Origin of the sequence: Rhizobium sp. RHZ01, assembly GCF_014851595.1 — a bacterium.
Classification (GTDB): Bacteria; Pseudomonadota; Alphaproteobacteria; order Rhizobiales; family Rhizobiaceae; genus Rhizobium; species Rhizobium altiplani.
Genome location: NZ_JACUZZ010000001.1, coordinates 591,968 through 602,020 on the forward strand (window position 1 = coordinate 591,968; position 10,053 = coordinate 602,020).

At 57.5% G+C, this 10,053-nt stretch carries 11 protein-coding genes and 3 pseudogenes; 6 read left to right on the plus strand and 8 right to left on the minus strand.

All coding sequences use genetic code 11. The annotated features are described in order from the left end of the window. Window positions 1-23: 23 nt before the first annotated feature. Window positions 24-1,073 (plus strand): LLM class flavin-dependent oxidoreductase, encoded by a 1,050-nt coding sequence (locus tag IB248_RS02715; RefSeq protein ID WP_192240235.1) that lies wholly within the window; start codon window positions 24-26, stop codon window positions 1,071-1,073. A gap of 504 nt (window positions 1,074-1,577) precedes the next feature. Here IB248_RS02715 and IB248_RS02720 read toward each other — a convergent pair. Further along, window positions 1,578-2,216, minus strand: coding sequence for a DUF1684 domain-containing protein (locus IB248_RS02720; RefSeq protein ID WP_169684305.1), 639 nt, complete (start codon window positions 2,214-2,216; stop codon window positions 1,578-1,580). A gap of 208 nt (window positions 2,217-2,424) precedes the next feature. On the opposite strand from IB248_RS02720, the pseudogene IB248_RS02725 reads away from it, so the two are divergent. Continuing rightward, window positions 2,425-2,676 (plus strand): annotated as a pseudogene (locus IB248_RS02725) (oxidoreductase); the annotation flags it as partial. A 40-nt stretch (window positions 2,677-2,716) separates the two neighbouring features. Here the strand turns inward: IB248_RS02725 and IB248_RS02730 are convergent. Then, the gene (locus IB248_RS02730; RefSeq protein WP_192240236.1) at window positions 2,717-2,992 is read right to left on the minus strand and encodes a DUF4242 domain-containing protein; all 276 of its coding nucleotides are present in this window, start codon (window positions 2,990-2,992) and stop codon (window positions 2,717-2,719) included. Window positions 2,993-3,028: 36 nt separating this feature from the next. Between IB248_RS02730 and IB248_RS02735 the strand changes: the two genes are divergently transcribed. Both IB248_RS02735 and IB248_RS02740 read left to right on the plus strand, forming a co-directional pair. Continuing rightward, on the plus strand, window positions 3,029-4,408 hold the full coding sequence (locus IB248_RS02735) for a tetratricopeptide repeat protein (RefSeq protein ID WP_192240237.1): 1,380 nt from the start codon (window positions 3,029-3,031) through the stop codon (window positions 4,406-4,408). A gap of 285 nt (window positions 4,409-4,693) precedes the next feature. Next, window positions 4,694-5,680: an MBL fold metallo-hydrolase gene (locus IB248_RS02740; RefSeq protein ID WP_246779182.1), complete on the plus strand. Its 987-nt coding sequence runs from the start codon at window positions 4,694-4,696 to the stop codon at window positions 5,678-5,680. 415 nt (window positions 5,681-6,095) lie between these two features. On the opposite strand, the gene IB248_RS02745 is transcribed toward IB248_RS02740, so the two are convergent. Both IB248_RS02745 and IB248_RS02750 read right to left on the minus strand, forming a co-directional pair. Then, window positions 6,096-7,007 carry an ankyrin repeat domain-containing protein gene (locus IB248_RS02745; protein WP_192240238.1) on the minus strand — a complete coding sequence of 304 codons (912 nt, stop codon included), beginning with the start codon at window positions 7,005-7,007 and terminating at the stop codon, window positions 6,096-6,098. A 97-nt stretch (window positions 7,008-7,104) separates the two neighbouring features. Then, window positions 7,105-7,452, minus strand: coding sequence for a hypothetical protein (locus IB248_RS02750; RefSeq protein WP_192240239.1), 348 nt, complete (start codon window positions 7,450-7,452; stop codon window positions 7,105-7,107). Window positions 7,453-7,535: 83 nt separating this feature from the next. Here IB248_RS02750 and IB248_RS02755 point away from each other — a divergent pair, with 83 nt between their 5' ends. Together IB248_RS02755 and IB248_RS02760 are read left to right on the plus strand one after the other, a co-directional pair. After that, complete coding sequence (locus IB248_RS02755; protein WP_192240240.1) at window positions 7,536-7,796, plus strand: CopG family ribbon-helix-helix protein; 261 nt, start codon at window positions 7,536-7,538, stop codon at window positions 7,794-7,796. Beyond that, window positions 7,793-8,083, plus strand: coding sequence for a type II toxin-antitoxin system RelE/ParE family toxin (locus tag IB248_RS02760; protein ID WP_192240241.1), 291 nt, complete (start codon window positions 7,793-7,795; stop codon window positions 8,081-8,083). Before IB248_RS02755 ends, IB248_RS02760 begins: the two co-directional genes overlap by 4 nt. 449 nt (window positions 8,084-8,532) lie before the next feature. On the opposite strand, the gene IB248_RS32165 is transcribed toward IB248_RS02760, so the two are convergent. From IB248_RS32165 to IB248_RS31510, 4 genes and pseudogenes are all read right to left on the minus strand, one after another. Next, the gene (locus tag IB248_RS32165; RefSeq protein ID WP_281419700.1) at window positions 8,533-8,667 is read right to left on the minus strand and encodes a hypothetical protein; all 135 of its coding nucleotides are present in this window, start codon (window positions 8,665-8,667) and stop codon (window positions 8,533-8,535) included. A gap of 52 nt (window positions 8,668-8,719) precedes the next feature. After that, window positions 8,720-8,846: pseudogene (locus IB248_RS32340) on the minus strand (recombinase family protein); the annotation flags it as partial. 10 nt (window positions 8,847-8,856) lie between these two features. Continuing rightward, window positions 8,857-9,216 (minus strand): helix-turn-helix domain-containing protein, encoded by a 360-nt coding sequence (locus tag IB248_RS02765; protein WP_192240242.1) that lies wholly within the window; start codon window positions 9,214-9,216, stop codon window positions 8,857-8,859. Next, window positions 9,213-9,494, minus strand: a pseudogene (locus IB248_RS31510) (DUF6516 family protein). Before IB248_RS31510 ends, IB248_RS02765 begins: the two are co-directional and overlap by 4 nt. Between the last annotated feature and the right edge of the window lie 559 nt (window positions 9,495-10,053).

The window sequence follows — 10,053 nt, forward strand, 5'->3', positions numbered from 1 at the left end:
GCTTGGCCCGTGGGACAACAAGCATGACAAAGTCAAATGTAGAATTCGGCCTCGATACCTTTGGGGACGTAACACACGACGCCAACGGCCAGCCTGAAACGTATGCTCAGGTCATCCGGAATGTCATCAAGGAGGCCGTGGTCGCCGACCAGGTTGGGATCGATTTCTTCGGGATTGGTGAGCACCATCGCGAGGATTTCGCGGTATCCAGCCCGGAAACGGTTCTTGCGGCCGTTGCGACGGTGACCGAAAGGATAAAGCTGGGTTCGGCCGTCACGGTGCTGAGTTCGGACGACCCCGTGCGCGTTTATCAGCGGTTCGCAACTGTCGACGCAGCGTCCAACGGCCGCGCAGAGGTCATCCTGGGCAGGGGGTCTTTCACTGAGTCTTTCCCGCTCTTTGGGTATTCGTTGTCCGACTACGACAAGCTGTTTGAGGAGAAGGTCGAGCTTTTCGCCCAGCTCCTTGAGCAGAAGCCAGTTAGCTGGACGGGGATGACACGGCCGCCTTTGAATGGTCAGCGCGTGTTTCCCCTTGTCGAGAAAGGCCCGCTGAAGACGTGGCTAGGCGTTGGCGGAAGCCCAGATTCCGTCATTCGTGCTGCGCAATATGGACTTCCGATGATCCTAGCCATCATCGGTGGGAGCCCTTATCGTTTCAAGCCATTCGTCGATCTATATCGTAACGCCAATGAGCAGCTAAAGCATCCGGCAATTCCCGTTGGTGTTCATTCCCCGGGCTATATCGCCGAGACCGATGCCGCTGCAAAAGCGGAGTTCTGGCCGCATTTCCGCGCCATGCGCGATCGTATTGGCCGTGAACGGGGCTGGGGTCCTGTCAGCGAGAGAGACTACGAAGCCGAAATCGATCAGGGCTCGCTGTATGTCGGCTCACCGGAGAGGGTGGCCGCAAAGCTTGCGCCGGTTATCGAGAACCTTGGCATTCAGAGGTTCCAGCTGAAATACAGCATCGGAACGATGCCGCATGAGAAATTGGTCCAGAGCATCAGGCTATTCGGGGAAGAAGTGGTTCCAAGGGTGAAAACTACACTTGCCAAGGAAGTGGCAGCGTGACCCCCAACAGCCGGAGGTCGATCGCTTCCGAGAAAGCTCTCGCTGCTCTCTTTGCCAGTATGGGTGAGGTTAGGGGCAGGCTGGAACTCCAGCTTGCCTCTTCCACTGGGGGAAACAAAAAATACCGTTCCGGCGGTCAATTCGTGGGATAACTGAGGCGAGGGGCCTCCAATCAGCAGTCCTTATCGTCGGGTTCTACGCAAACTACCTCGGGCTCACCACGGATTGTGAAATCGATAAGCTCGATTGGTACGTTTCCTCCAATCTGGAGCCATAGTTCCACCAATGGTCGTGATCTCGTAAAGCGCGCTGCCCCTCGGGATACAAACTCATCAGTTAACGACGACGTTCTCCTGCAGTCTCGCCTCAAACCGGCTCATACCGTTCATTGGCGTTGCGCGTAAAGGATCTCTGTCACAACGGTATTATTCGAAACGGAAGTACGCGCACGGTCACGACTTCTGAATGCCCGGCTACGGAGATTCAAGGCCTCTGACCCGGCGCTTATCGTTTCGAGACAGGTAGCCGCTCACCGGCTCTCACCGCGCCTTTCAGTCGATTGCCCGATGGCGCTAATGGACAGACATAGCGGGAAGAATAGGCGCACGAAGGAAAATAGGAGAAATTGAAATCGAGTATCAATGCGCCGTCTGGACGGACAACTCCGAGATCCGCTCCCTTGATGGTGTCGAGGAGATATCGGCCACCGCCATATGTCTCGGTCCCTGAGGTCGCGTCGACAAACGGCAGGAACACGCCACCGCCGTACCCCTCAATCCAGTAAAGGGTCAATTCGCCGCCCAATCTGGCCTCCAGCCCCGTTGTACGAGAGAACGCATGCATCGACAGGTCACCATCCACTCCTGTTGCGACGGTTATCCGTTCCGGCGTGACTGGGACAAGCTGTACAGTCAAGCGCAACGAGGGATCATAAGAAAATGTCGTCGGCCCTTCGAACGTCTTGCGGTCCGCCAATTCAATTGGCGACTGAGGATGGTCGCGAAACAGGGTCGAACGGGTGTCGCACCAAAGCCTCCAGGCAGCAACCACGTCCGGGCTAGAACGTACCTCGTAGTAGAGATTTGCGATCTTCTCGCGCCACTCCCACAGGTGTTGAGTCTCGTTCAAATCATATCCTCCCATGCCGGATATTTCGCCGCTCTCGTCATCGAAACGCTCGCCCAATCATCGCGGCGTAACTTTAAGCAATCACGCACTGATCCGAAAGATGCGGTCTAAACACCGCCTACAAACGAAAGTCTGTGCAGAAATTTTCTTCAACGATTGGGGCGCTGGCGATCCCATCGTGTTCAGCCACGGCTGGCCGCTGAGTTCGGACGCCTGGGAAGATCAGGTTCCGCTTGCACGGGCCATCAAGAATGAGATCAAGATCCCGGTTGTAGCCGTAGGGTGGATAACGGGGCCTGCTCAGGCTGAGGAGATTGTTTCTACTGGAGACGCGGATCTCATCGCAGCAAGAGCCGCGCTCTACGACCCTCGTTGGCCTTGGCACGCAGCAGCCGTTCTTGGAGGGCAGGTGTCGGCGCCTCCGCAATATCTCAGATCTCAGCCCGCACAGTACAAAAATCTGTTTCGATCCTAAAGCATCCGCCTATGCGCACTGGTGAAGTCCTGCGCGTCAGCTACGAGACGTCCTCCGCCGCGATGTGCTTCACCTCAGTAATACGGACCAAGGGTATTTCAGCGCGCCTGTTCGCTTCCTCGACATCACGCTTTGTCGGCGCGTCGAAGAGACAGAAGGATCTTTCCTCCGATGGAACGAACGTCGAGCGTAGATAGCGCACTGGCGTTCCTTGGTCGGTCATTTCGGCCGTGACCTTTTTTGCTCGGGAAGCTGCTGCGCCAAGCTGTTCCGGAGTGATGCCAGGCAGATGTCTTTCAACCATATACTGTGGCATGATGGAAACCTCACAGGTTGTTCCGGCAAGTGAATCATGGACATCTACTTCGCCGCCGTTTTCACCGATCTGGTCAGGCATTCGGTTGTCTGGAACAGAGTCTCGCGCGACGCGGTAACGAACGTCATCACCGAGTATCGGTATCTGTCCCAGACTCTCGCCAGCCAGTATGGGAGGCGGCATGAGAACTTTACAGGGGACGGCCATCTTTTTCTATTCGAATCCGCCGACGTCGCAGTCCACTTTGGATTGAAACTAATTGCGTTCTGGAAACAGCGTCGGAGATATTTGACGAAAGACAGCGCCGACGACCTTCCGATCCGGGTTGGCTGCCATTTCGGCGAATGTTCGCGCATCGAAGACAGCGATGCGTGGATCGGCCGCGTCCTCAATATAGCCAAACGTGTTGAATCCTGTGCCTCCCCCGACTCGCTGTTCGTCACCCAGACCATTCTAGATCTGATCGACCTGCCTGCGTACGAGTTTGAGGAGGCGGAGACTTGCGAGTTGAAGGGCGACTTCCTGCCGAGGCGACAGCTCTATCGTCTTATCTCGATCGACCACACGGCGCTTGCTGCGAGGCCTGAGGATCGGATGACGGCCGAAGATTGGTTCCTCACGGGAGTCGGGCAGCAACGGATCGGCGAGGGCAATTCCACGGAAGTTGAACGCCGATGCTATGAGCGGGCGCTGGATCTTCGCGCGAACTATCCCGAAGCTCACAACAACCTCGGGGTACTGCTGAAATCATCTGGTGATCAACTCGGTGCCGCCGATCAGTACAACGCCGCACTCCGGTTGTGGCCTCGCTATCCCGAAGCACATTACAACTTCGCGATTCTGCTCGAAGAGGGGGGCGATCTCGATCAGGCAGAAATGCACTACAGAGACGCGATAAGATTTCGACCGGATTATGTCGACGCGTGGTTGCGGCTTGCTGGCCTTTTCGAGCGCAGCAACGACCGGATCGAAGCTGAACGCCATTACGAAGCGGTACTTCAGCTTCGCCCCGGTTTTGCGGAAGCCCACAACAACTACGCTATTTTCCTCGAAGCAGGAGGCGATGCGGTAAGGGCTGACCATCACTATCGAGCGGCGCTCAAAGCGTCACCCGAATCTCCGGAAGCTCATTTCAACTATGCCATGTTTCTCGAAAGCCGAGATCGTGTGCAGGCAGAAGCGCATTACCGGGCGGCGATTCGGGCACGCGCGAACTATGTCGAGGCACTCAATAACCTGGCGATCCTTCTCCAAGAAAACGGCGATGTCGCCGGTGCCGAAACCTACTATCTCGCCGCTCTGCGACATCGGCCGGGCGACAGGAACACGCTTTACAATCTCGCTACCCTTGCAAAGGCTGCCGGGGACAACCTTGCATCGGACAGCTATCGCGAGCAGGCATCAAAGACCGAGTGACCTTAATCGGGACCGGTTCAGATAAAGTGACAAGCCGCCGGTGCCTCTCAGCCTTGAAGATGCAAACAGCCCTTGGTGCACCGCGACAAGGTTCGATTAGCGTTCTTCTCTAAGCACCGTCGAGGCGAGTGGCTCCTGTTTCGGTCCCTAGTATTGAGCGCGTGAAGGCCCGCGCGGGCCTCATCGCGGGCGTGATGCCTTGTTTGGGGGACAGCGCATTCGGTGATAAAATCGTAGACAGGTTGGTAACCAGTCCGACAGACATTTCGAGGCACGGAGGGTCTGATGAACGGGCTAATGGCGGTTGACAGCGTCGAGGTTCGGGTGCTTGTCGACAATCTCACAGACAATCTTTCCACGGTGCCTTCATTTGTGGAGACGGAGGTCGCGGCCATAGAGCGGCGTCGTCGTGGGATGTGGATTATGGGCGGCAAATGCCTATGTTGCGCGGCCCACGGTCTGGCTTGTCTCGTTACCATTCATCAAGGAGGCGCCACGAGAACAATACTATTCGACACCGGTCCCGAAGACCGCGTCCTCGAGCAGAACGTCGCGCGCCTCGGCGTCGACCTCGGGCGTGTTGAGGCAATCGTTCTATCGCACGGCCACTGGGATCATTGCGGAGCGATGCTTTATGCCTTGCAACTCATCCGGGACCGCAATGGGGGCAATCCAGTCGCCTGCTACGTCCATCCGGACATGTTCGGGAAACGTGCCCTCAAGCGGCAAGATGGCTCGCTGCGCCTCATGGAAGACGTGGCCAGCTTGGAAGAACTTGCCTCCTTCGGCGCAGCCACGGTCAATACGAGGGAGCCGCAGCTGTTACTGGAAGGATCGGCTTACGTGAGCGGCGAGATAGAGCGCGTGACCGCTTTCGAACGGGGATTTCCGGGCCAATATCGGCAGTCCACGGACGGCAGCGGATGGGTGTCGGACGAGCTGATGATGGATGAGCGCTTCCTGGCCGTGAACGTTACCGGGAAAGGCCTGGTCATTTTCAGCGCCTGCTCACATGCGGGCGTGATCAATGTACTGACGCACGCAAAGTCGAGCCTTCCCGGTGTGCCGCTCCATGCCGTCGTGGGCGGGCTGCATCTTGTCGGACAGAACGAGCGGATCATCCCGGCAACCGTCGAAGCGTTGGCGTCGTTCGACCTTGCCACCATCGCTGCGGGCCATTGCACCGGGTGGCGAGCCATGAACGCGCTGGCGAACGCTTTTGGCGACAGCAAGATCGTACCATTATCTGTTGGAAAGCGGATCTCGTTTTGATGCGGTAGCCGTGGCGCCTCAGCGCATGACCGCGAGCAGTAGTCCCTCGGGGCGAGGATGCCATCGGTCTTTCGAGATAGCGAGCGAAGGTTTACCATCTGATGCAGGGCGATTTCGCGCTCTACGGCGTTGATGGTCTGACACATTCCGAACGGGTCCGCCAAGCACTGCGTGTGACGCCGCTTCCAAATTCGCGCTCCAATAGGCTGCTGGTGTTGAGCTCATCCCAATTGAGAGCAGCACCCGGAGCCGCCGTTAACTTCGTCGACCAAATGATGGCGGTGGAAGCGTATGAAAACGGGGGTTGTACTGCGTACGACAGGTTCGTCTTTCAGGCGGCTTGGAGAAATTCCAAGACCTCAAGCTGCACGCTGCGGCGTAGACCGCCTTATCTTTCGTCTCCAATCGACCCGGCTTAGGGTAGCGGAACAGGCGAGTCGCTTAGTGTTCTCAAATAGGCGATTACGTTCAGTCGATCCGCTTCGTCGGGCGCGCCACGAACGTCCATATCTACCCCCGGTGTTGTGAGCGTAGGACCGGCGATGAAGATGTTGAGGTCCTCGTAAGTCCAAGAACCTGGCCAGGCCATTAGCGTTTTGGAGTAGCCGCCGAACGGTGTCGAGGCCTTCTTGCGTCCTACGACATTCCACAGGTTCGGGCCCCTTCTTGGCGGGTCCTTCACGCCAGTGACATGGCAATTGGCGCAATTGGAGGCGAAGAAAGCTGCCCCTTTGGTCGGATCGCCGTTCGCCAGTTTCCCTGAGATCGGCTGGGGTTTCTGAACAATGACGCCGTTGTTCAGGAGGTAGTCGGCGATTTCTGCGCGATCGTCATGTTTCGCGAGGTGGTAAGGCGTTATGATAGAGGGGTTGCGCTTGGGATCACCCCGCACCCAGATGGCGTTGACGTCTGCGCCCGCTTCAACGAGCGCCTTGACGCAGTCGAGGCAGTTACTGGCGACCGCGAAATGCAACATGCGCTCGCCACGCGCGGCAGCATTGGGATCGGCACCGCGTGCAACCAACAACCGGACAAGCTCGGGAGACGCCGTCAGGACGGCAGCGGTAAGAGGTAATCCAAGTGCGGACTCCTTGTTCACGTTGGCCCCACGCTTGATCAGAAGTTCCGCTGCGTCGGGATGGCCGCTGCGAACCGCGACGACGAGAGGCGTGGCTCCTTTGTCCTGTTCCTCTATATCCGCTCCAGCATCCAACGACGCGGTAAGCGATACTAGATCGCCGCTCTTAGCGGCATCGTGAAGCGGACCGCCGTAGGACATCGCAAGAGTGCTCAAGTAGATCGCCACGCTTCCTATCAGCCCGCGCATGGGTCCCTCCCAAGGCTAATCTTTTGGCGGAAAAATTATATACCTGATCCCCGTCGCGGAACAGTAACGAGCGATTTTCAACGCCAACGTCGTGGCCTCATTCGCCTCGGCACATGCCAGCGAGCAGTAGTCCTTCCAGGATTGGCTCGATCCGACCCGGAATTTTGGCGGCTTGACCTTCGCGTATGCTGGCGAGAGAGATCGTGGGTGAAATAGCGAGCAAACTGGCGAGATGTCTTCGGGCCTCGTCAATGCGACCGAGCCGTGCATTGGCCGCGATTAGCATCCAAAAACATGGACCGTAGTGTTGATTGGCCGCCAGCGACTTGCCCGCCCAGACCAGTGCTTGCTCCAGATTGCCGCGCACCAACTCGGCGTGGGCGAGGCCGGTCACGCGCAGGTCGCAGCCGAAGTGCTGACAGGAAGCCGATGCGATGGCTGTCATCAGGGGAACGCCAGCCAAGCCTTGACCCCCAACCGGCATGCCGTACTATAGTGTGTACATGTAAACACAACGGAGAGTGTAGCATGAGTGCGACGATGACGATCCGTGTTTCGGAAGACACCTTGGCCAAGCTGACAAAGATCGCCGAAGGGACGAAGCGCAGCAAATCCTTCCTCGCGGGGGAGGCGGTCTCGGCCTATGTCGAGCGCGAGCTTTCCATTATTGAAGGCATCCAGCGCGGGCTGACCGACGTGAAGGCTGGCCGCGTCGTCCCGCACGAGCAAGCGATAGCTGAAGCCCGCCAGATAATTGCGGAAGCACGGCGCAAGAAAGCGCAAGGATGAGGAGCGTTGTCTGGTCGGCTGACGCACACCGCGACTATCTCGACATCCTCGCCTACATCGCCGACGATAATCCGGATGCAGCCGAGCGGGTCGTTGACGCCGTCGAGGACGCGGGCAACAGGCTCAGTGAGTTCGCCACCGGCAGGCCGGGGCGCGTGACTGGCACTTACGAGAAGGTAGTGACGGGCTTGCCTTACGTCATCGCTTACGCGCTCACGGACGAGGCAGTAGTGATCGTCCGCGTCATCCATGCGGCCCGCGACTGGCAGGAGGAGGAGTGGCCGTAACCTCAGAAGGGATGCCAGATGCCTGATCCCGACGACATGGACATCCGCGAACGAACGTTATGTTGCTTTTTGGAACCGCGCACATGGAGGGTATTGATAGCCTCATCCTGAAGGAAGTCCTCGATTGCAGCGCCGTCCGAACGCAACAAGGAATAATCTAGCTCACGACCTGTTAGAATTCGAAGGCGCATCCAGTCGCCGATCACGCGGTTTCAGCCTCAAAAGCAACAGCCATCAAACCGCCTAGATGTTCCAAAGAGTGCAATTTCGGCTCCTGTAGCTGAGTGAGTGAGTGGATGAATGCTCGCCAGGGCAGGGCTGAAGACGTCACGCCCTCTATCTTGGTGTTGCTGTACCGATTTTGAGGCGTTTGTTGCTCTTGATGCGGAGACGATTTGCAACAATGAATGGCACTGTAGCGCGGCCGTGCCAAGGCCATTGTTGCTTTTTTACGGCGTTACGAAGTTCGGGGCACTGTTCCGTTCCAGGCTCCTCGGAGCCATGGAGACGACCTCGTTGAGGAGGTCCGGATCCCCGACCAAAACCACGGTCTCGACGGTCCGAGTGACGGCGGTGTAAAGCATGGTCCTGTCCAAGAGCCTGGATCGGACCAGGGGCATGATGACCGGGCGGCGGCCGATCGTGGTTCGCGCCCGAGGCGGTTTCCTCGAAGGTGCGGATACACTCGACCTTGCGTAGCGCGTCGAGCGGTGCCGCGACGGTTTGTTCGCGGGTGGAAACGCGCGTAGCCGATCAGTGCCAACACCTCCTCATCACGCTGCGGCGCTCACATCGTATTCGAAATGAATGCGATCATAGGGAAACTCGATTCCATTCTCTGTCCGGTTGATGACACCAGCATTGACGAGCGTCGTCACGTCACGATGAACGGCCTGCACATCGCGGTTGACCCGACGCGCGACCTCGCGGATCGACAACGCCCCGTGTCCCGCAAGCGCCTTGACGATAGCGAGGCGGGAAGGCGCGAGCACTCGGTGCATGTCATCGTAGGAGGTGAAGTTGACCGAAGGTGCGGCCTCTGCTGTCTCCCCTGCAAGCGCCCGCCTTCCGGCCTCGACAAAGCGAGCCTTGGCATCCGCTATGGTACTCAAGCGCACAGTCAAAGTTGTCATCTGAGCATCCTTTCCATGTCGGCTTGGAAGGCATCGTAAAGTGCTTCAAGGGACGTAAATTCGATGGCTTCTTCGCGGTTACCTAAGTGCCGGTGATCGCCTTTCCCGCGCTCATTGTCGTAGCGGAGAACGCACTAACCGTTCACAACGAAGGCCAGCCGATACTTGAACGGGTGCGTGCTGCCCGGAACCGGGTTGGGTAGGTGCCATAACACGACCTCAAAATAAGTCTTGTCATTGATCACCGTTCGCGATTTCTCGATCAGTCTGGCCTTCATGTTGTTATTGATACCAACACTCTGGCGTTGTTGTCAATAACAACGCTCTCAATGGATGGGCAGCGCATTCGACGATCTCTTGAGTGAGTAGGACCTGCCGCCGCGACGGTTCGGGTTTCAAGCAAAGCGTCAAGATGAGTGCGGCGTGTCGACAGTCGCAAGGACGGTTTCATCGCCGAGGTTCCCGGACGAACCGGCGCTGATCAAACCAGCCGTCGCTGGCGGCAACGATGTCAAACTGAGATTGAGTGGCATGTTGCGGTGCAGGTGAAAGGACGCGCTACACTTCGATGTAGCGCGAGAACGCGACAGCTAAATGACCGTTCACGCCGGTTTCGGACGATTGTTGTCCTAAAAGGTTATTAGAACCGAAAAAGCAACAGCTTCAAAACCGCTCTGCTGTTCCATAAGATAGATTACGCCGCAAATGGCTGTAGCCGCAAAGTTAGAATGTCCTGTTTCTGCAAAGTAGAAATGTCACTCTCTCCCCGGTTTTGATGACGGCGGAGATTGCAGATGGGATTGATTGCGATGAGCGAGCGTGATCTGCAGCGGATCG

What these genes read in the sequence shown, in the direction of transcription:
- IB248_RS02715 (WP_192240235.1), top strand. Translation starts at nt 24, where the DNA reads ATGACAAAGTCAAATGTAGAATTCGGCCTCGATACCTTTGGGGACGTA.
- IB248_RS02720 (WP_169684305.1), bottom strand. Translation starts at nt 2,216, where the DNA reads ATGGGAGGATATGATTTGAACGAGACTCAACACCTGTGGGAGTGGCGC.
- IB248_RS02730 (WP_192240236.1), bottom strand. Translation starts at nt 2,992, where the DNA reads ATGCCACAGTATATGGTTGAAAGACATCTGCCTGGCATCACTCCGGAA.
- IB248_RS02735 (WP_192240237.1), top strand. Translation starts at nt 3,029, where the DNA reads ATGGACATCTACTTCGCCGCCGTTTTCACCGATCTGGTCAGGCATTCG.
- IB248_RS02740 (WP_246779182.1), top strand. Translation starts at nt 4,694, where the DNA reads ATGAACGGGCTAATGGCGGTTGACAGCGTCGAGGTTCGGGTGCTTGTC.
- IB248_RS02745 (WP_192240238.1), bottom strand. Translation starts at nt 7,007, where the DNA reads ATGCGCGGGCTGATAGGAAGCGTGGCGATCTACTTGAGCACTCTTGCG.
- IB248_RS02750 (WP_192240239.1), bottom strand. Translation starts at nt 7,452, where the DNA reads ATGACAGCCATCGCATCGGCTTCCTGTCAGCACTTCGGCTGCGACCTG.
- IB248_RS02755 (WP_192240240.1), top strand. Translation starts at nt 7,536, where the DNA reads ATGAGTGCGACGATGACGATCCGTGTTTCGGAAGACACCTTGGCCAAG.
- IB248_RS02760 (WP_192240241.1), top strand. Translation starts at nt 7,793, where the DNA reads ATGAGGAGCGTTGTCTGGTCGGCTGACGCACACCGCGACTATCTCGAC.
- IB248_RS32165 (WP_281419700.1), bottom strand. Translation starts at nt 8,667, where the DNA reads ATGCTTTACACCGCCGTCACTCGGACCGTCGAGACCGTGGTTTTGGTC.
- IB248_RS02765 (WP_192240242.1), bottom strand. Translation starts at nt 9,216, where the DNA reads ATGACAACTTTGACTGTGCGCTTGAGTACCATAGCGGATGCCAAGGCT.